The 25,396-nt window shown below is 51.6% G+C and carries 20 protein-coding genes and 1 pseudogene; 10 read left to right on the top strand and 11 right to left on the bottom strand.

The genetic code is table 11. The features are described from left to right. Nucleotides 1-10 precede the first annotated feature (10 nt). Complete coding sequence (locus N7E73_RS05915) at nucleotides 11-745, top strand: hypothetical protein (RefSeq protein ID WP_432738112.1); 735 nt, start codon at nucleotides 11-13, stop codon at nucleotides 743-745. A 10-nt stretch (nucleotides 746-755) separates the two neighbouring features. On the opposite strand, the gene larB is transcribed toward N7E73_RS05915, so the two are convergent. The 4 genes from larB to N7E73_RS05895 all read right to left on the bottom strand — a co-directional run bounded on the left by larB (nucleotide 756) and on the right by N7E73_RS05895 (nucleotide 5,016). After that, nucleotides 756-1,526: a nickel pincer cofactor biosynthesis protein LarB gene (larB, locus tag N7E73_RS05910; RefSeq protein WP_432738111.1), complete on the bottom strand. Its 771-nt coding sequence runs from the start codon at nucleotides 1,524-1,526 to the stop codon at nucleotides 756-758. Between the two features lie 9 nt (nucleotides 1,527-1,535). Then, nucleotides 1,536-2,396 carry an ATP-dependent sacrificial sulfur transferase LarE gene (gene larE, locus N7E73_RS05905; RefSeq protein ID WP_432738110.1) on the bottom strand — a complete coding sequence of 287 codons (861 nt, stop codon included), beginning with the start codon at nucleotides 2,394-2,396 and terminating at the stop codon, nucleotides 1,536-1,538. Between the two features lie 63 nt (nucleotides 2,397-2,459). Then, nucleotides 2,460-3,737 carry a nickel pincer cofactor biosynthesis protein LarC gene (gene larC / locus N7E73_RS05900; protein ID WP_432738109.1) on the bottom strand — a complete coding sequence of 426 codons (1,278 nt, stop codon included), beginning with the start codon at nucleotides 3,735-3,737 and terminating at the stop codon, nucleotides 2,460-2,462. 79 nt (nucleotides 3,738-3,816) lie between these two features. Further along, nucleotides 3,817-5,016 (bottom strand): aldo/keto reductase, encoded by a 1,200-nt coding sequence (locus tag N7E73_RS05895; RefSeq protein WP_432738843.1) that lies wholly within the window; start codon nucleotides 5,014-5,016, stop codon nucleotides 3,817-3,819. Between the two features lie 452 nt (nucleotides 5,017-5,468). Here N7E73_RS05895 and N7E73_RS05890 point away from each other — a divergent pair, with 452 nt between their 5' ends. After that, nucleotides 5,469-6,713 (top strand): patatin-like phospholipase family protein, encoded by a 1,245-nt coding sequence (locus tag N7E73_RS05890; RefSeq protein ID WP_432738108.1) that lies wholly within the window; start codon nucleotides 5,469-5,471, stop codon nucleotides 6,711-6,713. Between the two features lie 64 nt (nucleotides 6,714-6,777). Here N7E73_RS05890 and N7E73_RS05885 read toward each other — a convergent pair whose 3' ends face one another. Further along, nucleotides 6,778-8,922 (bottom strand): methyl-accepting chemotaxis protein, encoded by a 2,145-nt coding sequence (locus N7E73_RS05885; protein ID WP_432738107.1) that lies wholly within the window; start codon nucleotides 8,920-8,922, stop codon nucleotides 6,778-6,780. Nucleotides 8,923-9,282: 360 nt separating this feature from the next. Beyond that, a pseudogene (locus N7E73_RS05880) lies at nucleotides 9,283-9,846 on the bottom strand (GGDEF domain-containing protein); the annotation flags it as partial. A 165-nt stretch (nucleotides 9,847-10,011) separates the two neighbouring features. On the opposite strand from N7E73_RS05880, the gene N7E73_RS05875 reads away from it, so the two are divergent. Next, entirely contained in the window at nucleotides 10,012-10,449 is a 438-nt protein-coding gene (locus N7E73_RS05875; RefSeq protein WP_432738106.1) for a DsrE family protein, read from the top strand. 173 nt (nucleotides 10,450-10,622) lie between these two features. Here the strand turns inward: N7E73_RS05875 and N7E73_RS05870 are convergent, their stop codons facing one another. The 3 genes from N7E73_RS05870 to N7E73_RS05860 all read right to left on the bottom strand — a co-directional run bounded on the left by N7E73_RS05870 (nucleotide 10,623) and on the right by N7E73_RS05860 (nucleotide 13,192). Continuing rightward, complete coding sequence (locus N7E73_RS05870; RefSeq protein ID WP_432738105.1) at nucleotides 10,623-10,898, bottom strand: hypothetical protein; 276 nt, start codon at nucleotides 10,896-10,898, stop codon at nucleotides 10,623-10,625. A 46-nt stretch (nucleotides 10,899-10,944) separates the two neighbouring features. Further along, entirely contained in the window at nucleotides 10,945-11,493 is a 549-nt protein-coding gene (locus tag N7E73_RS05865) for a GNAT family N-acetyltransferase (protein ID WP_432738104.1), read from the bottom strand. A 298-nt stretch (nucleotides 11,494-11,791) separates the two neighbouring features. Continuing rightward, nucleotides 11,792-13,192 carry a sigma-54-dependent transcriptional regulator gene (locus tag N7E73_RS05860; protein ID WP_432738103.1) on the bottom strand — a complete coding sequence of 467 codons (1,401 nt, stop codon included), beginning with the start codon at nucleotides 13,190-13,192 and terminating at the stop codon, nucleotides 11,792-11,794. A 350-nt stretch (nucleotides 13,193-13,542) separates the two neighbouring features. Between N7E73_RS05860 and N7E73_RS05855 the strand changes: the two genes are divergently transcribed. The 3 genes from N7E73_RS05855 to N7E73_RS05845 all read left to right on the top strand — a co-directional run bounded on the left by N7E73_RS05855 (nucleotide 13,543) and on the right by N7E73_RS05845 (nucleotide 18,400). Then, nucleotides 13,543-14,697: an efflux RND transporter periplasmic adaptor subunit gene (locus N7E73_RS05855; protein WP_432738102.1), complete on the top strand. Its 1,155-nt coding sequence runs from the start codon at nucleotides 13,543-13,545 to the stop codon at nucleotides 14,695-14,697. Then, nucleotides 14,697-17,927: an efflux RND transporter permease subunit gene (locus tag N7E73_RS05850; RefSeq protein WP_432738101.1), complete on the top strand. Its 3,231-nt coding sequence runs from the start codon at nucleotides 14,697-14,699 to the stop codon at nucleotides 17,925-17,927. The genes N7E73_RS05855 and N7E73_RS05850 overlap by 1 nt, the downstream gene beginning before the upstream one ends. A gap of 113 nt (nucleotides 17,928-18,040) precedes the next feature. Then, complete coding sequence (locus tag N7E73_RS05845; RefSeq protein WP_432738100.1) at nucleotides 18,041-18,400, top strand: cupin domain-containing protein; 360 nt, start codon at nucleotides 18,041-18,043, stop codon at nucleotides 18,398-18,400. Between the two features lie 94 nt (nucleotides 18,401-18,494). Here N7E73_RS05845 and N7E73_RS05840 read toward each other — a convergent pair whose 3' ends face one another. Both N7E73_RS05840 and N7E73_RS05835 read right to left on the bottom strand, forming a co-directional pair. Next, a complete protein-coding gene (locus N7E73_RS05840; RefSeq protein WP_432738099.1) occupies nucleotides 18,495-19,886 on the bottom strand; it encodes a two-component system sensor histidine kinase NtrB in 1,392 nt (463 codons plus the stop codon). A gap of 202 nt (nucleotides 19,887-20,088) precedes the next feature. Then, complete coding sequence (locus N7E73_RS05835; protein WP_432738098.1) at nucleotides 20,089-21,084, bottom strand: aldo/keto reductase; 996 nt, start codon at nucleotides 21,082-21,084, stop codon at nucleotides 20,089-20,091. A 112-nt stretch (nucleotides 21,085-21,196) separates the two neighbouring features. On the opposite strand from N7E73_RS05835, the gene N7E73_RS05830 reads away from it, so the two are divergent. From N7E73_RS05830 to N7E73_RS05815, 4 genes are all read left to right on the top strand, one after another. After that, nucleotides 21,197-22,084, top strand: a complete 888-nt coding sequence (locus N7E73_RS05830) for a LysR substrate-binding domain-containing protein (RefSeq protein ID WP_432738097.1) — start codon at nucleotides 21,197-21,199, stop codon at nucleotides 22,082-22,084. Between the two features lie 124 nt (nucleotides 22,085-22,208). Then, nucleotides 22,209-23,846, top strand: coding sequence for a TIGR04372 family glycosyltransferase (locus tag N7E73_RS05825; protein WP_432738096.1), 1,638 nt, complete (start codon nucleotides 22,209-22,211; stop codon nucleotides 23,844-23,846). Between the two features lie 129 nt (nucleotides 23,847-23,975). Continuing rightward, nucleotides 23,976-24,407 (top strand): IS200/IS605 family transposase, encoded by a 432-nt coding sequence (tnpA, locus tag N7E73_RS05820; RefSeq protein WP_432734677.1) that lies wholly within the window; start codon nucleotides 23,976-23,978, stop codon nucleotides 24,405-24,407. Nucleotides 24,408-24,498: 91 nt separating this feature from the next. Then, on the top strand, nucleotides 24,499-25,371 hold the full coding sequence (locus tag N7E73_RS05815) for an N-acetylneuraminate synthase family protein (RefSeq protein WP_432738095.1): 873 nt from the start codon (nucleotides 24,499-24,501) through the stop codon (nucleotides 25,369-25,371). Nucleotides 25,372-25,396: the final 25 nt, after the last annotated feature.

Below are 25,396 nucleotides of genomic sequence, written 5' to 3'. Positions count from 1 at the left end.
GAGACGTTCCGTGCTGACTATTTTCTACCGGAGATTCTACATACTGCTCTTTCTTGTCTGGCTCGGAGCTGCCTCAGGGATGTTCATCCTTTCGGTGTGGGGCAATTTTGATACGTTCATCAACGATTTTAAAATGATCGTAAAAATGGGGGCCGGTAATGCGACCAACGGAACCGGAGACGGGGAAGCAGCTGTAATACAGGTAGTGGATAAGGCCGGGGAGGCAGTCCGCCGGGAAGTAGTTCGCGAAGTGCGGACCATGGAGAAGGATGTTGACAGGGTCTTCGGAGATAATGCATCCGCTGCAAAACCGGTATTCAACCCCATCCAGCGCGAAATTAAGGCTGATCTTGCCGCCAACCGGACAGTTGCCGCTTCCGCCCAGGCTCCTGCTGCCGGAGATGTCGGTGAACTTACCGTCATCGATTTTACCCATACACCGGAGCAGTTTCTGGCAAGGTTGACCACTACCGAAAAAGTCGGCAGGGTTACCTATTTCTGGATGGATAAGCCCGCCAGACTGGTCGTGGATATGCGTGGCAAGTGGACTTACTCCACTCGCAGGGAAACCGGGTTTGTGGACGGATTCATTGGACTATTTGTGCTTGGCGGGCATCCCGACAGGTTGCGGATGGTATTCTTTTTCAATGACCAGAATGCCACCAAAGGTAAAGCACCAGAGCTGATCAGGACCCCTGAAGGGCTTGATATAGTGGTGGCCGACCCAGCCAAAGGTGTTCAGTGATTTTGATGCACTAAGCGTTTTTGCTGTGCTTATCCAATAGCCTGTTGATCTTGCATGCTGCGCAGGCGGCTCCGAAACCGTTGTCTATGTTTACTACGGTTACTCCGCTGGCGCAGGAAGTGAGCATGCCCAGCAGAGCCGAAAGTCCTGAGAAATTCGCGCCGTAGCCTACTGAGGTCGGCACCGCGATAATCGGCTGTTCCACCAGTCCCCCGATAACGCTCGAAAGCGCTCCTTCCATGCCCGCAACCACGATGAGGACGGTAAATTTTCTGATTTCCTCAATGCGGTGAAAAAGGCGGTGTATTCCGGCCACCCCTATGTCTGAAATGATGGCGGCCCGGCTTCCCAGCATGTCGCAGGTGACAAGCGCCTCTTCGGCAACGGAAAGGTCCGATGTCCCGGCAGTGATAATGCCGACTTGTCCAGATCCGTATTTTACTTCCTGACTTTTGCAGGTCAGTGTGTTGGCGGTGGGATTGTATTCCACGTCCGGGAAGCGGCCGAGTATATATTCGGCTGCATCTTTGGAAACCCGGGTTGCAAGCACATTGCTGCGCCCGCACATGTGCTTGAATATGTCAGCTATCTGTTCCGGACTTTTGCCTGCCCCGTAAATTACTTCCGGAAAGCCGTTACGCAGGGCCCGGTGGTGGTCGATTTTGGTATGGCCGAGATCCTGAAAAGGCAGGTCGCGAAGTTGTTCCATGGCCTGTTCAACATCAAGGTTTCCGTCGCGGATGCTGCTAAGTACAGCTTTGAGTGCTTCGTTGGAATTCATGTTAAATCCTTATTGCTCGGCAGGGATGCGGTTGAGGCTGCCCATGGAGTAACCGCCGAGGTCCAGCGTTACGTGGCGGTAACCCAACTTTTTTAGCTCGTCGTTGATATTGTATTTCGTGCAGGCGGCGATGAAATCAGGAATACTTTCCTGTGGAATTTCAATGCGGGCAACATCTCCGTGATGGCGTACCCGCACGGCGGGAAATCCTATGCCCATCAGAAATATTTCCGCACTTTCAACCTGCCGAAGGGCCTGGTCCGTCACTTCCGCATCAACAGGCATGCGTGAAAGAAGGCAGGCGAAGGACGGCTTGTCCCATGTGGGAAGTTCAAACTGTTTCGAAAGCTCGCGGATATCCTGTTTGTTCAGGTCCGCTTCCAGAAAGGGGCTGGTTATGCCCAGTTCCCGCAGTGCCCTGATTCCGGGCCGGTAATCGCCGAGATCGTCGACGTTGGTTCCGTCCAGCACTTGGTAAAGACCCCGTTCTCCCGCTGTTTCCAGCAGTCTGCCGAAAAGCAGCTTTTTGCAAGTGTAGCAATGTTCAGGCGGATTCATGCGCAGCTCATCCGGAAAAGGCATTTCAACAATGACGTGCCTGACCTGCATTCTCTCCGCAGACTGCTTCGCTTCATTCAATTCCCAGCGCGGGACATAGGGAGTGGAGATTGTTGCAGCCACGGCCCGGTTTTCCAGAGCCTGTTTTGCAGCATGCAGGAGCAGGGTGCTGTCCACCCCGCCGGAAAAAGCCACCACGGCCCCTTTGGTTTCGGCAAGAACAGCCAGCAGTCGTTGATATTTTGAAGTCGCATTAGTCATAGTTGAATGAGTCTGCTTCTGTTTTTCCGCATATGTTTGTCTCCGCTGCATATCTGCTCCTATTATCTTTAGACTTGATGTGGAGCTTCCAGCCGGAGGCGAAACTAAATTTATTTAAGTCCTGCGCACCTTGCCGATTTCAAGATAAACCTCACCGATGGGGATTCCGTGTTTGCGTGCCAGTGCACGGCAGTCTTCCAATTCCGGCTTGGAACGGATAATTTCGCCGTCTAGGATGGCGTTTTTCATGGTTACCGGTCCCAGCGGGGTATCAATCCTGTCGAATGACACGCCGAGCACAGATTTTTCAATGGGAATGCTCTTGATGCCCAGCGTGGTCGTATGCCTGAAGATCAGCCGTTTGAAACGGTCCTCGTCCTCGTGGCTGCAGAGCAGGGAAAGTGTCGTTGCCGGGCGGTTCTTTTTCATGACGATCGGAGTAAAATGTACGTCCATGGCTCCGTCCTCCATGAGCTGTTCCATCACCACCCCGAGCATTTCGCCTGTCATGTCGTCGATATTGCATTGCAGCAATCTGGACTGGACTACGGGCAGGGATTTAGTCTGCCGCTCGACTTTTGCGAGATGCACCCGCAGCACATTGGGGATTTCATTATCCCGGTGTCCGATGCCGTAGGCTGTTTTCCGGACAATCATGCGCGGGGAGTCAGTAAAGTTGTCAACAAGGGTGGCGAGAATGGCAGCGCCAGTTGGTGTGGTGGTTTCTTTCTGGACAGCCCCCTGAGTTGTGGGACATCCGGCCAGAATTTCGGAAGTGGCCGGGGCCGGAACAGGCATGCGTCCGTGAGCGCAGTCCACAAAACCCCCACCTAGTTCAATGGACGAGCACCACACTTCGTCTATTTCAAGCTGGTGGAAGCAGATGGCTGCCCCGACTATATCCACAATGGAATCCGTTGCTCCTACCTCGTGGAAATGTACTTCATAAAGATCTTTGCCGTGGATGACTGCTTCGGCCTCAGCGACTTTTCTGAAGATGTCCAGACTGGTTTTCTTGACTGCATCGCCGAGAGAGGAACGGCTGATGATTTCTTCGATGTCTTTCAGGTTGCGGTGTTCATGCTGGTGGTGATGAGCGTGATCATGTGTACCGCAAGGGGCATGTTCATGGTGATCATGCCCATGCACGTGTCCGTGATTGTGGTCGTCATGATCATGGTGGTGATGTTGGTGGGCAAGGTCAACATCAACGCGAGTCCCGAAAATTCCCTTGCGGGAATCCCTGACGATTTTCAGCTTGTATTCGTGGTCGAGGCCGAGTCTGGACAATTCGGTTGCGAGAAATTCGGGGTCAACTCCAAGTCCGATCATGGCGGCAAGGTTCATGTCACCGCTGGTGCCTGAAAAACAGTCGTAGTAGAGTATGTTCATCGTTGTTCCGTAAACGGCGGTTTGGTCGCTGTTTCGTCGTTGAAGGCGGGAGCCGGATAACCGACTCCCGCTGTTTTTGTTAGTCTTTCCTGTTGGACATGAAGCTGTCCACAATTTTCTGCATGTCCTGCTGTTCGAAGAAATCCTTAACGCGGACAAGTTCCTCGGGGATGCTGATATGCTGGGGACAGTGTTCGGCACACTGCCCGCATTCCACACACTGGGAAGCGTAGGACGGTTCACCCGCGAATTCACCTGAGAGCATCAGTGCATACTGGAATTTGCTCATTTCCTCCTTTTCCTTGAACATGGACGCGGTGTTGAACAGCTCGAAACAGGTGGGGATCCTTACCCCAGCCGGGCAGGGCATGCAGTAGGCACACCCGGTGCAGCCTACCTGCATGAGTTCTTTATATTTATTCGCGACCTTATCGACGATGGTCAGTTCCTGTTCGGTCAGTGATTCGGGCATTGCTTCGGAAGCAATGGCAATATTCTGATCGACCTGGGCATCGTCATTCATGCCGGAAAGGACCACGGTTACCTCTGGATGGTTCCAGACCCAGCGCAGGGCCCATTCCACAGGAGGGCGGCTGGTTTCGGCGGTATCCCAGATCTCCTGCACGCCGTCCGGGGGAACCGGGGAGCTCAGGTTGCCTCCACGCAGGGGTTCCATGATCATGACTGCCATGCCCCTGGATGAGGCATATTTCAGACCGGCGGTTCCGGCCTGATTTTCGGTGTCCAGAAAGTTGTACTGGATCTGGCAGAAGGTCCACGGGTAGGCATCGGCGATGCGGGTGAAATCTTTTGCAACGCCGTGGAAGGAGAAGCCTGCATAGCGGATTTTCCCGGACTCAAGGGCCTTGTCCAGAAAGTCCTTTACACCGAGTTTTTCGACCCTGTCCCATGAATTGCCTTCAACGGCGTGTACAAGGTAATAGTCGATGCAGTCCACGCCGAGCCTTTTGAGCTGTTCGTCAAGATAGGCATCCATATCCTGTCTCGACTCGACCAGCCACTGGGGCAGTTTGTCGGCGATATTCACTTTTTCGCGGTAGCCGTCCCGGAGTGCCTTGCCGAGAACCACTTCGCTCTCTCCGCCATGATAGGGCCATGCGGTATCAAGGTAGTTCACCCCTTTGTCGATGGCCTTGCGCATCTGGGCTATGGCCCTTTTTTCGTCGATGGCTCCGTCTTCGGTCATGGGCAGGCGCATTGCACCGAAACCCAGAATGGAAAGTTTTTCACCTGTTGCAGGTATGTTGCGATAAAGCATGTTCTCTCCCTTTATTTTGATTGCCGGTTTTCCTGTGTCCATATGGAAATCCGGGCGTGGTTGGCTGGCTCAATTTATCGATCAACAATATCATAAAACCGGCGCAGGTGATCAGATGAAAGGTTGAACCTTTGGTTTTTTTGGGCATGTCCCGTCCAGACCCAGTCGGGAATCAATGGTTTTTCTGTTTCAGTATTTATATCTTGCTGAATTCTGTGTTCGGCGTTATGCGGTCAATACCATGGTCTTGGGTGGCAACTGTCGGTCTTGGCTTGTATTGGATTTTTATTTAAAATGCGGGCTGAGCGGATGCTGCTGAGGGGAAACCGCTTTAAGTCATGTAGCCCCGGTAGCCTTTATGTTGGACCATGCCGGTCATGGCTTTGTCTGTTTTAGTGGCCGGATGTGGATCATTTCTGTTTTAAAATTATTTGTTATCTGGAGTAGTCGAGATGCCCGTTAAGGTAGTCTGGTTCAGCCGAGCCTCGCTCAGGACGGCTGTTCCTGTGTTGTTTTTTGCCCTGTTTATGCTTGCCGGATGCGGGCTCAAGCGTAATCCTCTGCCCGTGGCCCTGCAGCCTGTGGCTACTGTTCCCGGATATGAGGATATCCGATTCTTCGGTGATACCACGCCGAAGCATATGGAAAAAGTGATGCAGACATGGGCGGAGTTGAGCAGACAGCCCGGAAGGTCTACTGAGATAAGTTTTCTGAGCCTTTCCGGCGGCGGGGCGGATGGAGCTTTCGGCGCAGGTTTTCTCTGCGGCTGGACCAAGCGCGGCGACAGGCCGGTCTTCGGTCTGGTGACCGGGATCAGTACCGGGGCACTTATAGCTCCGTTTGCATTTCTTGGTCCTGACTATGACAATTTCATCAAGGTTTTTTATACGACGTTTTCAACAAATGACCTGATCCGCCAGCGTTCCTACATTGATGCCGCATCCGGTGATTCGGTCTACAGCACCGAACCGCTTAGGGAAGCATTGAAGAAGTACGTGAACAGTGAATTCATTGCCCGTATAGCCGAGGAGCACCGTAAGGGCAGAAGGCTGCTGATCGGAACAACCAACCTTGACGCCATGCGCCCTGTCTACTGGGACATCGGAGCCATTGCCCAGTATGGAACGCCTGAGTCAGATCAGCTGATTCGTGAAGTCATTCTGGCTTCCGCTTCTGTGCCTGTGGCATTCCCGCCGGTTTATTTTAAGGTTATGGCCGACGGTAAAATATATGACGAAATGCATGTTGATGGCGGTGTTTCCAACCAGGTGTTTTCATATCCGCCCAGTGTCCATCTGGCGGACGAACTGGAGAAGATCGGCGAAAAGCGCAAGATTACACTTTACGTGATCAGGAACGATTCCCTGATGTCCGAGGGGCAGCAGGTTGATCCCTATCTGGGGGGAATCGCAGCCCGTTCGCTGGCCGGACTTATCCGTAATCAGGGAATCGGGGACCTTTACAGGATTTACTATACTGCCGAGCGTGACAGGATTGATTTCAAGCTGGCATTTATTCCCCCGGATTACAAAGAGGAATCCGACGAGATTTTCAGCCCCGTATACATGAGTAAGCTATACAGCCTCGGCTTCAGCATGGCTCTGGCTCCGGACCCGTGGCACAAGGCTCCTCCATCCTGCCTGACCAGTCCGGCAATGGCCGGGGATGTCCCGGCAAGGGTGCTGGGAGTGCAGTAGCTTAACATCAAGAAGGCCCCAGAATCATTGATTCAGGGGCCTTTTTCTTTTGGTCCGTCTGTTGTTATTCGTCCTTGAGGTCTTCCACTATCCGCTGGAGTTCGGAGATCTGTTCGGCAAGGGTTTCCAGAGCCATGGTGAACTCACGGGCCCCGTTTGCCGTTTCCAGAGTGATGCGGTTGATCTCTTCGATTGCATTGTTGATTTCTTCCGAGGTGGCAGACTGTTCCTCTGCTGCAGTGGCAATGCTTTGGATCTGAATGGCACTGCGTTCTGCCCCGGCAACGATTTCCCTCAGTACACTTCCCGAACTTCCGGAAAGCTCACTGGCCTGCTCAATGCGGCTGAAAACAGTTTCCATTGAGTCAATGTTCTCGTTGGCCACCCGCTGGATTGCGCCGATGGAGCCGGAGACTTCACTGGTTGCGGTCATGGTCTTTTCAGCCAGCTTGCGCACTTCATCCGCAACAACAGCAAAGCCGCGCCCGGCCTCGCCTGCTCTGGCAGCTTCAATGGCCGCGTTGAGGGCCAGCAGGTTGGTCTGGTCGGCAATATCGGTGATTACACCGATGATGGCTTCTGTTCCTTTGGCCTGCTTGTCCAGCTCTTCCATGTTCTTCTTGAGGTTGTTGACCTCGGATACTGTCCGCGAGAGGGATGAACGGGACTGTTCCACAACATCGGAACCGTCCTTTGCCTTCTGCTGGGAGTCGGAACTGGCCGAGGCGGCGTCCCCGGCATTGCGGGCTATTTCGAGCACGGTGGCGTTCATTTCTTCCATTGCAGTGGCTGTGGTGGCTATGCGTTCGCTCTGAATTTCTGTTCCCTGAAGCAGTTCCCTTGATTGGAGGGACATCTCTTCGGATGCGGAGACCACGTATTCCAGAACACGTTCAACCCTGTCCGCAGCATGGCGCAGGCCCTCAGATCTGGCTCTGTCGGCTCTTTGCCTGGCTTCTTCTGCCTCGGCTGTTGCCTGTCTTGCCTTTTCCGATTCCTGCTCTGCCTTACGTGTCTCTTCTTCTGCCTTGTGGATGGTCTTTTTCAGCTCACCGATCATAGCCTTCAGTGATTCTGCCATGCGGCCGATTTCATCCTTCTGGTTGATGTCGAGCACTGCGTTCAGGTTGCCCTGTGCCACGATTTCGGTAAAGTCCGCCGTCTTGAGAATCGGCTTGCTTATAACGCTGGCAAGGATCAGCAAGACGATGAGCAGGACCAGAATCGCGGCAACATTTACGCTGATGCTGATCTTGGCAATAGCGTCAGCCTGCGCTTCAACCTTGTCCATGGGCACAACAATGGCGATTGACCACGGGTAGTCAGTCTTACCAACCCGCACGGGGGCAAAGGTGACGTATTCCTTCAGCCCGGTAGTGGGCGAGGGAGCTATGTAGGAATATGTGTGCCCGTTCTGGATGGCCTTTAGTATTTTGCCTGTATGCTCGTTTTTCATGGTCTCGGAGAGGTTCTTGGCCTGCATTTCCGAGTCGGGGTGAGCCACAATGGTGCCTTTGTTGGTGATCAGGTATGCATATCCTGTTTCAAACGGCTTGATTTGAAGTACTGTTTTCTGAAGGTCGTTGAGGTAGAAATCAACCCCTACGACACCGGCGTTTTTGCTGCCTTTTCTGACCGGGTATCCGGTGGAGCAGAGCCAGAAAGTCTTTCCGTTTGTTTCCCAGGGATACGGTTCGGTGATGGTTTCGACATTTCCTGACATGGGGTTGTCAAACCATGCCTGCCCGACGAGGTTCTCCTCCCCGGCAAAAGATTCGGCTATGGCTCCGCCGTCACGATAATACCAGTTGCGGTAGGCACCCTTGTATTTGTCCCGGTATTCGTCTTCGCGGTTATCAAAAGCCCGGGCCGGAAAAGTACACCATGATCCTGCAAGCCCGGGATGGCGTTTGAGGGTTTCGATCAGGATGGAATCAAGGAATTCGCGGTCGGGAATGGTTTTGTAGTTTGCTCCTTTCTCAAACATGGCGGCAAGGGTTCTGGTCACGGTCAGGGCTTTACCCATGGTTTCCGAAATCTCGTTGGCGTAGCCTCTGGCTTCTACCTGTGCCGTGTCGGTGGCCTGCTTTACAGCCATGTCTCTGGCCTTTGTTGTCATTATCCATGTGCTGGCAGCTAGCACCAGCAACACCACAATAAATGTGGGGATGATGATCTTGTTTTTCAGACTCCAGTCCTTGAAATTCATTGTTCCTCCCTGTTTTGGCTGGATGTCGCGTCTTTTCCCGGGCCTCGTCCCGGTCAGAACGACAGGCTGATGTGAATGAAAGTGCATTTATCCTAAAATATATCGCTCAGTTTGATGATTGTGTAAAGGGTGGGAGGGCATTCTGTTAAAATTTAACATGCATGCTGGTCGGTAATTGGTGTATGGATCAGTCGTTGACCTGTTGCTCCTGGTTACGGAACGTGTCCTGAAATAGACGCCCGAAATAAGTAGGAGCTGAAATGCTTTTATCAGCAAGAGCTGATGCATGATTCAAAACAGTTATTCACATTCAATGCTTGAATCGGCCAAAAAGTAGAAGAATGATCTGAGGCAGTGGAGTTAATGGTCGGAACTGAGGGCTGAGGGGCCTGTTTTCGGGGTAGCCTGAGCATTCCATTCTTTTTCGCAAAACGGGCCGGACAGACTTACCACCCTGTTCCTTCCCCTCTGCTTGGCTTCATAGAGCGCCATATCCGCCGCTTCCATGAGTCTTGCCGGGGTTGTGAGCTGTCCCTCGTTTGCGGCTATTCCGATGCTGACGGTTAAAGAGTAGTTTGCCGAGTCCACCTTGAATGATGTGGATTCTATCTTTTCGCGGATGCGTTCGCCGATGCTTGCGGCTTCTTGCGCACTTGTATCAGGGAGTATCAGGGCGAATTCGTCTCCCCCCAGTCTTGCCAGTACATCATTTTTGCGCAGAAGCCGTTCTGCAATAGCGGCCAGATGGCACAGACCCTTGTCTCCGACCATGTGCCCGAATGAGTCGTTGACGGTTTTGAAGTGATCGATGTCGAAATAGGCCAGCGAAAAAGTCCTTCCTTCACTGACGGACCTGTCGATCTGTTCAAGCAGTCTGTATTCGAACATGCGGCGGTTGGTTATACCGGTCAGCGGATCGGTAACAGCCTCTTCGCGAAGTCTTCCCTCTTCCCTTTTCCTCTGTCAGATGTCGATCAGGATTCCCGCTATTTGTTTGGGGAGACTGGAACTGTCCCGGCGGACACTGCTGTCGGTGCGATAAATAAGACGAAAGGGATTGTTTCTGATGGGCTGAGCCTGATATGAGTTTTGAAATTGATACTGGCGGTCAGAGTCCGGTATATTGATCTTCGTGATCCTGATTCCGTCATAGCGAATAAAAAGAACAACCAGGAGCGTTCCACCATGTACTGCCTTTATGCATTCAACGGCGAACTCATGTGTTTTGTCCATGTGCTTTTAAACGGACTTGATATGGCTGAGAAAGGGAAGAAAGTTGTTATTGTCCTTGAGGGTGCTTCAGTCACTCTGGTCTCCGAGCTGGAGAAGGAGAGCTGCCCGTTTCATAAATTATACATCAAGGCAAAGGCTCTGGGACTTATTGAGGGGGCCTGTAAGGCCTGCTCGGTGAAACTGGGAGTCAAGGAAGAAGTCGAAAAGGCAGGAATTGCGTTGATAGGGGAAATGTCTGGCCACCCAGCCATGTCCGGATATCTGGAAAAAGGGTACAGCGTGATAACCTTCTAGCCGTGGACTCCGGACGACGAAGCTGCTGCTGAATACAGGGGTGCCACCCGATGAATTCCGACCGGGAAAGCCTTTCGATGGGAATTTTTCAGTAGCAGTGAGTGTTCACAGCAACAAAAGAAAATGAGCCGCACCTGCCATGTGTGCGGATGCGGCTCTAGAGCGACCGATTTTTACCAGCTGTCTTCGTTATCGTACTGCCAGCCGGATTCTTCCGGTTCAATATCCTGTATTTTTATGAAAAAACCATCGTCAGTTTCAGTTACAAGAACGTCAGCCCTGACCCAGCGGTCCATGTATTCTTCAAGTCTTCCTGTATTGGATCCAGGTTCGACAATGTATTCTTCTTCATTGTCTACCAGTATGGCGTACTGGTAGCTCTCATCGTCATCATCGCTGTAGGGAATTACTTGACCATATATGGTTTCTGGAAATTCTTCACTCGACACATCAGCTCTCCGTTAAAACATGAAATAAAGTTGCAGACAGGCTCGGTCAGGAAATTGCTTTCGCAAAAACCGCGTTACCCTTTTCCGGGATAAAGAAACGGTAGTGGCGGGTCTGTCTCAGATATCCTTGGGATTCAAAGAAACTCCGGGCCGCTTCGTGGGCCTTGTTTTCAGGTACCTCGCAGAAAATGGTGCCGGATTCGGCAGCTGCGGCCTGCCGCGACACCTCATCCAGAAGGGCCGATCCTATACCGATTTCCCTGAACTCTTCGTCCACTGCGACCAGATAAAGTTCCAGACAACCCTCCTCGCCGGGGATATTACCGAAACATGCAAATCCTGCAAGTGGTTCTTCATCGCCGTTCACTGCCCGTGCTGTAATGAAAACGCAGTAAGGCTCGCCTTCATTATATGCTTCTTCCCAGACAGACTGTTCCAACATGGTCAGCTTGTCCTGTGAAAAGCACTGGCAGTTGGTGGCCAGTTCAAGAATCTCATCAGCATCGTCGGGGTCCAGCCCAAGCCCAAGTTTGAGCTGGATTTCCGGGTCTGCAGAAGATTCGTTGTCCCGTGGTTCTGTTCTTTCTGAATACATTGTAATTCCTCTCTTAATTGTATCAGATAGGCGTAATCGCAGAATCTCTACAGAGCATACAGCGTGCCAGACGTAAGGCTCTTAAATATAAGGATAAAAAATGAATAACTTGCGGTGTTGGGAACAAGGGGTTCCTGTTTTTGTGGCGGTCTGCCTGTAAGGTGGGCAACGAACAGGGTGAAACAGGCTGAAACTGGCGAAAATGGGAAATATCAGAGTGAAATCGGGCCGTGTCGGCGATAATAAAACCTGCACGTTTTGAGAACTTAAAATTCTTATTTTTGTGTGTCGAGAGAACTTATAGTTCCTGTCTGGACTTAAAAGCCTTTTTGCTCAGACCGTGCTTATTCATGAGTTTATTGAGCTGCCTGGTTGTAACCCCGGCTTTTTCCGCTGCCCGACTGATTCTCCCTCCGGTGGAAGTCAGCAGCCGGGTGAGGTAGTCCAGCTCAAAGGAGTCGATGGCGATCTGTCTGGCTTCTCCGAGGGGCTGGTCGGTGTATGAGTGATGGCGTACCGGGCTGTCCTGAAAGAATTCCACCGGGAAGCTGGTTCTGGTAAGCTGCGGACCGGTTTCAAGAATGCAGGCCCGTTCAATGACGTTTTCCAGTTCGCGGACGTTGCCCGGCCAGCTGTACTCAAGAAAGGCATCAAGAACATCAGGGGCGATTGATTCGATGATTTTGTTCAGGTCTGTACTGATCCGGGATATGAACACCTTGGAAAGGTGCAGTATATCCTCACGGCGGTCCCTGAGGGGAGGGAGGACAATGGGGAACACATTCAGGCGGTAGAAGAGGTCCTGCCTGAATTTCCCGCTGGCGCACATCTCGCTGAGGTCTTCGTTGGTGGCGGCTATGACCCTTACATTAAGGGGAATAGCCGACTCTCCGCCGATGCGCTGGACCTGCCTTTCCTGGAGCACGTTCAGCAGCTTGATCTGCACGGCAGAGCTGATGGTCCCGATTTCGTCCAGAAATATGGTGCCGGAGTCGGCCAGCTCGAACTTGCCGATTTTACGTTTGATCGCGCCGGTGAAGGATCCTTTTTCGTGACCGAAGAGTTCGCTTTCCACCAGAGAATCTGGGATGGCACCGCAATGCACGTTGATGAAGGTTTTACGGCGGCGTCCGCTGTGGGCGTGGATCAGCCGGGCGATGAGGCTTTTACCGGTCCCGGTTTCACCGGAGAGGAGCACTGTTGTTCCGGTATCGGCAACCTGCCGGACTTTGCGCAGAACCTCCTGCATGGTCCTGCTTTTTGTGTTGACCACGTCCTTGTATTCGTCTCCCCAGAACTGGTCGCGCAGATAATCCAGCTCGGAATGGCGGATGTCTGCCTGATGCACTTTTTCAATGACCAGCTCCAGTTCCTTCTTTCCAACGGGATGGGTCAGGTAGTCGAAAGCTCCTGCCTTGACCGCTTCCACTGCTTTGTCCGACTGGTCGCTGCCGGCAAGAACCACAATGGATGCGGACGGGAACTTGTCGCAGAGTTCGTCAAGGGCAAGATCAAGGGAACCGGATTTTCCGAGCAGGGTGTTCAGGTCAACGACAACAGTGTCAATGCCCTGTTGCTCCTCGCTGGTGATATCGGGGATTGTTTCTGCTTTTTCAATTACAGTCCGTCCGGACTGCAGTTTTTCGGCAACACTGCTCAGCTTGTCACGGGTTCCGGATATGACGAATATTTTGCGCACTTTCAGCTCCTTGCTGTGGAGAATACTTTTTTGACCGGACCGGTCAATACAAATAATCAATTCGTACGGGGATGAATTCCTGAATGTAATTGAAATAGGGAGTTAAGACGCGTATAAATACACTATTTATAGACGGGAATTTTTCTCCGGTCCTTTCCGGGTCTGCATATCAGGCTGTTGAAAAACGGCGATCTGCGTCGTTGCTTCCAAAGGTTCGAATACTCACGTTCATGGAGTACGCTTCGGCCTTGAACCTTTTTTCGCGTCTAGCACGCTTTTTGGGCAGCCTGTTTTTTTGATTATTTCAACGGGCTGATATGTTTGTTCAGATGAAATTCAGGGAGTTGTTCATGACCAGAAAATGTATTCTTGTTGCGATGCTCGGTGCGGTGATAACTCTGCTGGTCCTGTGGGTGACCGGTTTTTTCAGTCCGGGGATGATTGAAAAGGGGCGGGTGGTCCCCACCCGCAGTACCGAGGCTCCGGCCGGTACGGTGGTTGCCCGTACGGAATCGGTCCCGGTGTATTATGAGGCCGTGGGAACCATCCGTCCGGAGACCGAGGCCTCCATAGAAGCTCAGGTGACAGGTAAGGTGCGTGAGGTTCTGGTAAGGTCCGGGGAGCGTGTGAAAAAGGGTGACCGGCTGATCATTCTGGACAGCCGAGAATTTACTGCCCGGCTTGAACGGGCGCGGCATGGGCTCAAGTCTGCCGAGGCTGCTGAACGGCAGGCCGGGGAAGCCATCAACTCCGCCCGGGCTGAGTCCGATACTGCGACCGCCACCTGGAAGCGCATGAAGAAACTGTATGAAGACAAGGTTGCCACCCGTGACGAACTTGACCGGATGGAGGCCGCCTATCTGAAAGGCAAGGCCGGTCTTGCTCAGGCCATGGATGGTCTTGATGCCGCCCGGGCCGGGGTGCTTCAGGCCCGTAAATCGGTCGAAGAAACGGAAATCAACCTCGGCTACACCACCATAACCGCACCTGCCGATGGTGAGGTGGCAAAACGCACTGTTGAGCCCGGGGATCTTGCTTTTGCCGGAAAGCAGCTCATGCTCATCCAGACCGGTGGTTCCCTGCGCCTTGAAGCCCTTGTCCGCGAAGGCATGATCGGAAAGGTCCGTCCCGGACAGGAATTGGAGGTTGAAATTCAGGCTCTGGGCGAGCGTACTTCCGGTATTGTGGAAGAGGTCGTTCCTTCGGCGGATCCGCTTACCCGTTCCTTTCTTGTAAAGGTAGGGGTTGCCCCCCTGCCGGGCCTTTATCCCGGCATGTTCGGAAGGCTGCTCATCCCGCTGCGGGAAAAGAATATCGTGCTGGTTCCCCGGAAGGCAGTTTCCCGTATCGGCCAGCTTGAGACCGTGCTGGTAAAGAGCGGCGAACTATGGGAACCCGCATACGTGCGGACCGGCAGGGTTTACGGCGAAAGCGTCGAGATCCTTTCCGGTCTCGGCGGCAATGAGACCGTGGGGCTGAATATTTCAGGCAGCGGGGGCGAGTGATGGCAATGGACCAAAGCACACGCACTCAGGGGTTGATCGCTTCGGCGGTCCGTTTCTTTCTGCATTCCAAGCTGACCGTGATTCTGGTCGCTGCGGCCCTGCTGCTCGGCGTGGCGTCGGTGCAGCTGACTCCGCGGGAAGAGGAGCCGCAGATAGTTGTTCCCATGGCCGACATCGTGGTTCAGGTTCCGGGAGCCGGGGTAGAGGAGGTTGAAAAGCTGATCACCACGCCCCTTGAACGAATCCTGTGGCAGATAGACGGGGTGGAGTATGTCTATTCCATTTCCCGCAGGGATGCATCCATGGTCACGGTCCGTTTTTTTGTGGGGGAGGACCGGGAGGAGTCCCTCATCAAGCTACACAATGCCATTGCCAAGAATACCGATCTGGCTCCGCGCATTGCTGCCGGCTGGGTCGTAAAGCCTGTTGAAATTGACGATGTCCCCATTGTGAACCTGACCCTTTACCCGGCTGCGGGTCGGGATGACATTTCCGATTTTGAGCTGCGCCGTGTGGCGGAGGAGCTTTCGCAACGGCTGTCCGAGGTCGAGGATCTTTCGAGGGTCTCCCTTGTTTCCGGGCGGTCCCGGGAAGTGAGGGTGGAGCTGCAGCCAGAGCGCATGGCCGGTTTCAACATTTCACCGTTGGAAGTTGCTGCCGCCCTTGAGGGCGCGGACCAGTCCGCTGTGGCTGGCAGGGTCCTTTCCGGCAATCGGGAGATAACGGTTTCCGCCAATTCATTTCTGGAAAACGCTGCCGATGTCCGTAACCTTATCGTCGGCGTATTCAATTCACGACCGGTCTATCTACGTGATGTTGCTTCCGTGACTGACGGGCCGGAAGAACCGGATTCCTATTCCAGGATCGGTTTTTCCCGTCTCTACCTGACCGGAAGCGGGCTTGAACCGGAGCAGGCTTCCCGTCCGGCAGTGACCATCGCCCTGTCCAAGAAGAAAGGGACCAATGCGGTCAAGGTGGCGGAGGCCGTGCTTGAACGCATGGAGCAGTTGAAAAAGACCGTGCTTCCGTCCGGTATTGAAGTGGAAGTGACCCGCGATTACGGCAAGACCGCCGATGCCAAGGTCAGCGATCTTTTGAGTTCGCTGGGATTTGCGGTGGCTACCGTAGTTGTGCTGCTGGCCCTGACGCTGGGCTGGCGGGAAGCATCGGTTGTTGCTCTGGCTGTCCCGATCAGTTTTTCTCTGGCCCTGTTCGTCAATTACCTGATGGGCTACACCATCAACCGGGTAACCCTTTTTGCCCTGATCCTTTCCCTCGGGCTGGTGGTGGATGATCCCATCACCAATGTGGACAACATCCAGCGGCACATCCTCATGAAAAAGAAGAAGCCTGCGGAAGCGACTCTTGATGCCGTGGCCGAGGTTCTGCCGCCGGTTATCATGTCCACGCTGGCGATTATTGTATCGTTTGTTCCCCTGTTTTTCATTACCGGAATGATGGGACCGTACATGGCTCCCATGGCTGCAAACGTACCCCTGACCGTGACCTTCTCAACAGTGTGCGCACTGACTATCGTGCCGTGGATGGCTTTCCGCCTGTTGAAGGACATAAAACCTAAATCCGTGGGGAACCATGATGGTCCCGGAAGGATAGAACGTACCTACAAGGCGTTGATAACCCCGTTTCTTGACTCGCGGCCCCGCCGCTGGGTGCTGGTCGGCGGGATCGTGCTGGGTCTGGTCTTCTCCATGGCTCTTGCCGGAATGCGGCTGGTACCGTTGAAGATGCTGCCTTTTGACAACAAGAACGAGTTCCAGATCGTTATTGATATGGATGAAGGAACTCCGCTGGAACAGACCGACCGGGCCGTGCGCGACTTTGAACAGGTCCTGCGTTCCGTGCCGGAGGTCACCAACTTCGTGACCTATGCCGGGGAGCCTTCTCCCATGGATTTCAACGGGCTGGTTCGCCACTACTACTGGCGCAACGGCGGGCATATGGCCGACATCAGGATCAACCTTGCAGACAAGTCCCTGCGCAAAGAACAGAGTCATGCAATTGTACTGCGCCTGCGTCATGAGCTGGAAGCTGTGGCAGCAAGGCACGGGGCTTCGATACAGATTGTCGAATCCCCTCCCGGTCCTCCGGTAATTTCAACCATTACCACCGAGGTCTACGGTGCCGAGGATCGCCCCTATTCCGCCCTCATAGAAGGGGCCAAGCAGATTGTCGGAATTATGAGGGATGAGTCCGGGGTTGTTGATGTTGATGATTCAACTGAAAGCGAACGGATCATGGTCGATTTTGTGCTGGATAAGGAAAAGGCCGGTCTGCACGGGGTCAGTGCACGTGAAGTTGTCTCTACTCTGCAGATGGCCCTGTCCGGCATGGTTCCGGCAACTGTCCATGTTGACGGCGAACGCAATCCTCTTCCGGTCAGGCTGATTCTTCCGCTCGTACGCCGGGCGGATGTTTCCTCCATGTCCCAGCTCAAGGTCCGTACGGCGGACGGCAGGAACGTGCCGCTTGCCGAGCTTGGCGAGCTGGTGGAAATCAGTCAGGAACAGCCCATATATCACAAGAATCTCAAAAGGGTGGTCTACGTGTTTGCTGAAATGGCCGGGCGCGCTCCGGGCGAAGCAATTCTGGACATGCAGGCCCGGCTGGACAAGGACCCGCTTCCGCCTTTCATCTGGGCGGAGTGGGCCGGGGAAGGCGAATGGCAGATCACCCTTGATGTGTTCCGTGATCTTGGACTAGCTTTTGCCGCGGCCCTGATAGGTATTTACATCCTGCTGGTTGTGGAAACCGGTGCGTTCGGCATGCCGCTTCTGATCATGTCCGCCATTCCCCTGACTCTGCTGGGCATCATGCCCGGCTTCTGGCTCCTGAACCTGTTCGGAGCCGGGGAAGTGCAGGGCATTGTCGGCCCGGCCCTTGCTGATCCGGTCTTTTTTACCGCTACCGGTATGATCGGCATGATCGCTCTCGGCGGAATCGTCATCCGCAACTCACTTGTGCTGATCGATTTCATCCGTCAGTCGGTGGCTGAGGGCATGGAACTCAAGGAAGCCATTATCAGGTCCGGGGCTGTTCGTTTGCGGCCGATCGCCCTTACCGCGGCAACAACCGCGCTAGGAGCATGGCCCATTACGCTGGACCCGATTTTTTCCGGGCTGGCATGGGCTCTCATTTTCGGCCTGTTTGCTTCCACCCTTTTTACGCTGGTGGTTGTTCCGGTCGGCTACTATGTTTTTGAACGGAAATAGCCTGTATTGACTTAGGTCATGTCGGACATAATTGTTTTATGGGAAAGATGAATCACAACGGTTGATCAATTTGACCGAAATATCCCAACCGACCATTAATAGTGGAGGTCAACATGGCTGAACTCATCAAGAACCTTACTGACGTAACCATAAAGAATATAGATCATAACAAGGTGCTGGACCTTACCGGACTGGTGACATACCAGGAAGGGCAGGTGGTAAGCAGAACCCTGTCACATGTTAAGAACATCTCCCTGACCCTGTTCGCCTTTGATGCAGGGGAAGGAATCAGCACCCACAGCGCACCCGGCGATGCCATGGTGCAGGTGCTGGACGGAGTTGCGGAAGTGAACATTAACGGCGAAATATTCAACGTGGCCGCCGGAGAGGCTATCGTAATGCCCGCCAATGTGCCGCACGGCCTTGAGGCCAGAGAACGCTTCAAGATGCTGCTGACTCTGATTAAGCCGTAATTCTTGTATAGCTATAAAAAAGAGGCTCGTATGGGCCTCTTTTTTTTATGCGTGAAGAGTTCCTGGGTTCCCTCAAATACTGCGCGGGTGCATTTCAAGAAGCTATCGAACAGGCCTCCTGAGGCAGGGTGATGATGAATTTTGTCCCTCTCCCTGGAGTGCTTTCAACTTCCATGTTTCCTTTATGCTGGTCGGTGACTATGAAATAGGAAACCGAGAGTCCAAGCCCGGTCCCCTTGCCCACATCCTTGGAGGTGTAGAACGGTTCGAATATTTTTTTCAGCATTTCCTTGTTCATACCCGGGCCGTTGTCTTCAACTGTTATTGAGACATTATCCTTCTGTTGTCTTACCCGGAGAGTAATTTGCGGCTGAACATCCTGCTCATATGTTTTTTCGGCCATAGCCTCGGTGGCATTCTTGAAAAGGTTAAGGAAAACCTGCTGGATGGCACTGCGTAGACAACAGACCTGCAGATCCTGTTCAGGGTAATCTCTAATGATCTGTATGTGCCTGAAATCATATTCCTTGATGAGGTTGAAGTCTGCTGAAATGAGCTCGATGGTTTCATCAAGAAGGGTGGTGATTTTGCATACGTGAAGCTCAACCGGGCTGCTGTAGCAGAAGTTCAGCATACTGGTGACTATCTTTGATGCTCTTTCTCCAGAAGCGGCGATAGCGTCCAGCATACGTGTAACATCCCTTTTGTTGAAATACTCCCTCAAGCATTCCAGTTCTATATGGCACTCATTTGCCGTTTCCATGTTTTTGAGGGTGTCTTTGAATACTCTGTTTCGGATATTCTGACAGGCACCGAGTATGGCTGAGAGAGGGTTGTTGATCTCATGGGCAATTCCGGCTGCCATATTCCCCAGGGAATTCATCTTTTCTGTCTGAACCAGTAACTCAAGAGTCTGCTTGCGTTCTGTGATGTCCCGCGCAACTCCCAGCACAAATCTTTCTTCTCCTTCATCAAAAACGCATGCCGAAATTTCTACCGGGAATGTAGTCCCGTCTTTACAACGATGGAGAGATTCAAGCGGAAATTTGCGGTCGTTTTTCATTTCTGAGATAATTTTAATCCAGACATCGATATTCACGTACAGATCAATTTCATCGAGCTTCATGCTCAGCAGTTCACTTCTGGTGTAGCCGAGTCTTGTCGTGGCTGCACTGTTGCAGTCGACCATTTCTCCTTTGGAGTTGGCAAGATAAATTGGGTCTGCAATGTTTGAGAGCAGTCTGCGGTATCTTTGTTCGCTAAGCTGCAGCGTTCGGATGTGTTTTTCAATCAGCAGGCAGACCAGCGCTGCTGTTACCAGAACATAGAACCATCCTTTGTAGGTCTGAAGTCTGTTGACGGTGTCTATGTCGCGGACCAGAAACAGAAGAAGTTTGTCGGAAAGCAGAATCCAGAGAAAGCCGAACAGTGCATATACTGCGGCAATCTGGATCGCAACGGAGGATATTTTGAATCGGTTTTTCAAAAAAGGACCCTGCCTTCCCATTACAGCGGATAGAAGATTCGTGAAAAATTCTATTTTATATCTCACGCTATCACAGCTGGCAGTTAAGGTTCAAGGCAGGATAGTCTAATAAATTTGTATAGCCTGTGTAATCGGTATGGTGGAAGGCAGCAGGAGAGGCCTGTTTGTGGGCCCCTCCTGGTTGTTTATGGGATAATATTGTTTACAGGTTAACCCCTTTCATCCCTTCTTCTGTGTAACGCGCACCTTCTACGGTTGCTCCGGACAGAATAATATCAATCTCTGCAAGTTCATCTCCAGTGAGATTAATGCCAGCTGCTTCAATGTTTGATTCCAGATTTTTGATCTTTGTTGTGCCGGGAATGGGCACTATATTGTCTCCCTGTGCCAGTACCCAGGCCAGAGACAGCTGGGCCAGGGAACACCCCTTGGCCTGAGCTATTTCCGAAAGGGCTGTGGCAATGGATTTGTTCTTGTCGTACGCCTCTCCCTGAAAGCGGGGGAGGTTGCGGCGAAAGTCTGCAGAGTCGTTGGAGTCAATCCGGCTGGAGCTCAGCAGTCCTCGGCAGATGGGGCTGTAAGGAACAAAGGTGATCCCCAGTTCGCGCGTCAGGGCCAGTATTTCATCCTCCGGGTCACGGGTCAGCATCGAGTACTCCGACTGCAGTGCAGAAATCGGGTGTACTGCATGAGCCCTGCGAATGGTTTCTGCGGATGCCTCCGAAATTCCCAGAGCACGGATTTTGCCTTCGTCCACCAGTCTGGACATTTCGCCAATGGTATCTTCGATGGGAGTGCTGCTGTCTACTCGGTGGATGTAATAAAGATCGATGTAGTCTGTTTCGAGCCTTTTGAGGCTGTCGTGGCAGGCTTTGCGCACGTATTCAGGTGTGCCGCAGATCGTCCTTGCATATTCTCCGTTCTGACGTACGATACCGAATTTTGTGGCTATTACAGCCTGTTCCCGTTTTCCCTTCAGGGCTGCGGCCAGCATTTTTTCATTGTGGCCGTCTCCATACATATCAGCCGTGTCAAAGAAGTTTACTCCCCGCTCCAGTGCATGGCGGATAAGATTGCATCCGTCCTCAAGCGAAGCCGGCTGCCCGTAGAATTCACTGAGTCCCATACAGCCCAGTCCGATGGTGGATATTTTCAGTTCGCTGTTTCCAAGTGCTTTTTCAGATATTCTTTCAGTCATTGTTTGCCTCCGTTCTTAACGGTTGAAGTTTTTATGACTGATGAATATGGCCTAGTAATAAATATGTCGAATATATCTTTTGAATGAAAGTAATATCTGCTAGATATTTGTTATGGAAACACGTCAGTTGAAATATTTTGTGGCTGTCGCCGAGGAGCTTCACTTTGGCAATGCCGCCCGAAGGCTTCATATTTCGCAGCCGCCCCTGAGCCAGCAGATAATGAAATTTGAGGACGAGCTTGGGGTACGGCTTTTCGAACGCAACAAACGTTCAGTTGTTCTCACGGCGGCAGGTAAAGTTCTCTTGGAGGATGCCCGCAGGGTACTCGACTCTCTTGAAAGAGCGGAGTCAAACCTTCGCGCGGCTGTATCCGGGCAGGGTGGGAGGCTGCGGCTCGGCTATATAGGGCCGGCGCTGGAAACTCCGCTGGCGGAAATAATTGCTGAATTCAAAGGCCGATATCCGGGAGTGGATCTGGTCCTGCGGGAAATGTTTACCAACGCACAGCTTGAGGCTGTCCGCAGCGGTGAAATAGATGTCGGTGTGGTCCGTCTGTTCCGCCATGATGTAAGTGATCTGGTGGCGGAGGTCTTTCATAGAGAATCATATGCGCTGATCGCCCCTTCGGGGCACAGGTTTGCAGAGCGCGACAGTGTTGATGTATCGGAGCTGGCAGGGGAGCCGCTGGTTTTCTATCCGCGAGATAGCCAGCCACTGCTTTATGATGAATGGATGAAAGTTTTTGCCGCATGCGGTTTTACTCCCGATATAGTGCAGGACACCGGGACCAAGACAGCTGCGCTGGCTCTTGTGGCTGCGAGGATAGGAGTTTCCATCGTCCCCGAAAGTATGGCTCGGCGCAATACAAAGGGAGTGGTTTTCCTTAGGCTTGCAGGGGATTACCCTTCGCTGGAAATGCATGTTGTCTGTCGCAAGGGTATGGGGTTTGCTGCTTTGGATAATTTTATGGAGTGTGTGAGGGATAACTGCCGGTTTTAAAAGATGATAATAACATTTTTTTGGTATATGGTCGGCTGCAAGGGTGTCTGCTTTGGCGTGGATAATGCATTTGTATTGGACAGTGTCCATAAAGTGACATCTTTACAGTCTTGTGGAGGATTGAATGAATACAAAACCTTCGGAAATGGAAAACTCTTTTTATGCCGGTATCCAGTCCCTCAGGAATGAGGAGCTTTCCATTTTGCTTAAGAAATTCGGTGTAAAAGCCCTTGCTTCCGGCACAGAGGACAGGATCTCCTTTGCCAAGGCTGCAATTTCTTGCGGGGCGATGGGAATGGCATCGGAGGCGGTGAAGGGGCTTGATCCTCTGCAGGAAGAAATCAAGATATTTCTGGAAAATGGCGGCGTTGATCCAGAGGGAGCAAAATATTCTGTTTTTTATCCTGCCTCCTGTAGTCCGGAGATAGCTATAGATTCCTCCAGAATACTGGTTGATGGTGAATGTTCGCATTGTTCGGGAAATGTAAGGATTGATTTACTTAAGCCTAGGTTGGGGAACAGCAAATTCATTTGTCCCCACTGCTTAACTATTCTTGAGGTTGATAAAAAGGAACTCAGGCCTTTTCTTGAAGAAATGTTTGTCGAACATATGAGAGCCCTTGAGGCAAAGTTGCGGAGTAAGGAACTTAGCTATCAGGACTGTGAACATCTTGTTCAACTGGCTGATTCTGTTTTTCCATGGCTGAAGGTCAGGTTTGGAACCTTGCGAAGTGAACGGATCGGACATTTCGCCATGAATACTGAAAAGTATCTCAGTGAGCGGGCCGCAGGAATAACTGATTCTGAAACATTTGATTTTCTGGGACACAGCGAACCTGTCTCAAATAAATTTTTGAAACTGATGTGGAATCGGGTGATTCGTTATTCTCCGGTTGCATCGGTCGTGGCACCACTTCTCTCTCCTGAGAGCCCCTACAACACATATAAAGATCTGCACGGAAATAATGGACGCGATGATTATAAACTTTGGCATAGGTCGGAACCTTTTCTAAAGTTCACACAAAAGGAAGAGGATATGGCAAGGTCAGAGTTGGCTAGAATGGGGATAGAGCCTGGAGCTGAATATGTCTGCCTGAACGTACGTGATAATGCCTACCTGAAGTCCCATCTTAAAGGAAAGGATTGGAGTTATCACGATTTCAGGGATTCAGATATTGATACCTACAAGGATGCGGCCTTAGCCTTGGCGGAAAGGGGCTATTACGTCTTGCGTATGGGTGCTGTTACGGAAAAAACTTTTGAACTAGATCATCCGCGTGTTATAGATTATTCCAATTATTTCAGGTCTGAGTTTATGGATGTTTATTTATGTGGGACCTGCTCATTTATGATTTCAACCGGAACGGGAATTGACGGTATTTCTTTCATTTTCAGAAGACCTGTTCTTTATGTTAATTATGCTCAAGCCGGAGCTGTTGTGGATTGGGATCCAAATTGTATTACCATGTTCAAAAGATTTTTTTGGATTGATGGCGAAAGGGAGTTGGCTCTAAGAGAAATTTTTGGTCATGGAGTTGCAAGCTTAAATAAGATTGAACAACTTAAGGAACTGGGCGTGCATATGCGTAACAATTCTCCGAAGGAGCTTATGGAGGCATGCCTCGAGATGGCTGAGTTCGTAGAGGGTGGATGTGTTTCTTCGTTAAGTGATAATCAGGTCTTAGCTAATTCTATTATTCGTCAACATATTGGTATGATTGGAAGAATGGCTGAATGTTATTTGGAGAAAATGGCAATCTGATCCTCGTGTTGCCTGAGTCCACTGAGAAACCCCCCAGCTATGCTGGGGGACCAGTAAAGTTTGACTTATGCGGGAGTAATATAAAGCCTCTCCTTGTGAGCTGCTCAAAGTGAGCAGAGGAGAGGCTCTATGAAGTGCAATTCAAGCCTATGCCATACAAAATGGGACTGCAAGTATCATGTTGTGTGGATACCGAAATGTCGACGCAAGGTGTTGTTTGGCAAACTGAAAAACTACTTGGGCGAGGTTTTTCATAAACTTGCGCGACAGCGCGAATGTATGATTCTGGAAGGCCACTTATGCAACGATCATGTGCATATGTATATTGCTATCCCTCCCAAATATTCGGTAGCCCAAGTTGTTGGTTTTATAAAAGGTAAGAGCGCAATTCATATTGCTCGTGAAATCGAAGGCCGAGCACGCGGTTACGCTGGGCAAAGCTTTTGGGCCAGAGGATACTTTGTTTCTACCGTGGGTCGTGATGAAAAAGTGATTCGGGAGTACATTCGGAATCAGGAAAAAGAAGACCAACGGATTGAACAATTGAAATTCCGCCTTTAGGCGGTTCTTAAAGCCACTTCGAGTGGCTCACAAAAACAAGCCCCCGGCTTTGCCGGGGGTATTATGACTCATTTAATGAAGGGCTGAGTTAATGAAAAGTAAAATACCGTTGTTTGTTTCTGAGGTTTCAAGCAATCACGCACGTGATCTGCAACGATGTTTTGATTTTGTCGAATCCTCGGTTAAAATAGGGTGTGATGCGGTTAAATTTCAGCTTTTTAAAATTGATGAGCTGTTTGCCCCGGAGATCCTTGCCGCAAGTGAGAAACACAGGGAAAGAAAACAATGGGAACTGCCTGAAGAGTATATTCCTTTGATAGCGGAGAAATGTCGGGAGTGTGGAATCGGTTTTTCGTGTACTCCTTTCTACCTTGGTGCGGTTGGTATTTTAAGTCCGTATGTGGATTTTTTCAAAATTGCATCATACGAGCTGTTATGGGACGATTTGCTCATCTCCTGTGCTGCGACAGGAATTCCTATTGTTTTGTCTACGGGCATGGCGAATGTTGCTGAAATTTCTCATGCTGTAGAAACTCTTCGTGGTGCGGGTTGTGTTGACCTGACTTTGCTGCATTGTGTTTCCGGTTACCCTACGCCCAGTTGTCAGGCTAATTTGTCGGCAATAGAATTGCTGAAAAAGAAATTCAGTTGCAAAATTGGGTGGTCTGATCATACAGTGCAGGAAGGAGTTGTTCAGCGAGCCGTGCACAGATATGAGGCCGAGATGATTGAGTTTCATCTTGACCTTGATGCGCAGGGAGTGGAATTTGCGAACGGCCATTGCTGGTTGCCGGAGCAGGCTGCCCAAATGATACGGAATGTCCGGGTAGGTTGCGGTGCAGATGGAGCTGGGACTAAAGAGCCAGTTGAAGCAGAATTGTCTGATAGGGACTGGCGGGTCGATCCCGAGGATGGATTGAGGCCGATGAAATATGTCAGGAAATCCTGGACGATTAGAGTGTGAATTGAAGTGAGTCAAAGAAAAGAGG

The sequence above is a fragment of the Maridesulfovibrio sp. FT414 genome (genome assembly GCF_050916235.1).
Taxonomy (GTDB): Bacteria; Desulfobacterota; Desulfovibrionia; order Desulfovibrionales; family Desulfovibrionaceae; genus Maridesulfovibrio.
This window is presented reverse-complemented; position numbering and strand designations above follow the sequence as displayed.

Excerpts from the sequence above, each read along its gene's own strand:
- N7E73_RS05835 (WP_432738098.1), bottom strand. The coding sequence starts at position 21,084 with ATGACTGAAAGAATATCTGAAAAAGCACTTGGAAACAGCGAACTGAAA.
- N7E73_RS05815 (WP_432738095.1), top strand. The coding sequence starts at position 24,499 with ATGAAAAGTAAAATACCGTTGTTTGTTTCTGAGGTTTCAAGCAATCAC.
- N7E73_RS05845 (WP_432738100.1), top strand. The coding sequence starts at position 18,041 with ATGGCTGAACTCATCAAGAACCTTACTGACGTAACCATAAAGAATATA.
- larB (WP_432738111.1), bottom strand. The coding sequence starts at position 1,526 with ATGAATTCCAACGAAGCACTCAAAGCTGTACTTAGCAGCATCCGCGAC.
- N7E73_RS05850 (WP_432738101.1), top strand. The coding sequence starts at position 14,697 with ATGGCAATGGACCAAAGCACACGCACTCAGGGGTTGATCGCTTCGGCG.
- N7E73_RS05890 (WP_432738108.1), top strand. The coding sequence starts at position 5,469 with ATGCCCGTTAAGGTAGTCTGGTTCAGCCGAGCCTCGCTCAGGACGGCT.
- tnpA (WP_432734677.1), top strand. The coding sequence starts at position 23,976 with ATGAAGTGCAATTCAAGCCTATGCCATACAAAATGGGACTGCAAGTAT.
- larE (WP_432738110.1), bottom strand. The coding sequence starts at position 2,396 with ATGCAGCGGAGACAAACATATGCGGAAAAACAGAAGCAGACTCATTCA.
- N7E73_RS05855 (WP_432738102.1), top strand. The coding sequence starts at position 13,543 with ATGACCAGAAAATGTATTCTTGTTGCGATGCTCGGTGCGGTGATAACT.
- N7E73_RS05885 (WP_432738107.1), bottom strand. The coding sequence starts at position 8,922 with ATGAATTTCAAGGACTGGAGTCTGAAAAACAAGATCATCATCCCCACA.
- larC (WP_432738109.1), bottom strand. The coding sequence starts at position 3,737 with ATGAACATACTCTACTACGACTGTTTTTCAGGCACCAGCGGTGACATG.
- N7E73_RS05825 (WP_432738096.1), top strand. The coding sequence starts at position 22,209 with ATGAATACAAAACCTTCGGAAATGGAAAACTCTTTTTATGCCGGTATC.
- N7E73_RS05830 (WP_432738097.1), top strand. The coding sequence starts at position 21,197 with ATGGAAACACGTCAGTTGAAATATTTTGTGGCTGTCGCCGAGGAGCTT.
- N7E73_RS05865 (WP_432738104.1), bottom strand. The coding sequence starts at position 11,493 with ATGTATTCAGAAAGAACAGAACCACGGGACAACGAATCTTCTGCAGAC.
- N7E73_RS05895 (WP_432738843.1), bottom strand. The coding sequence starts at position 5,016 with ATGCTTTATCGCAACATACCTGCAACAGGTGAAAAACTTTCCATTCTG.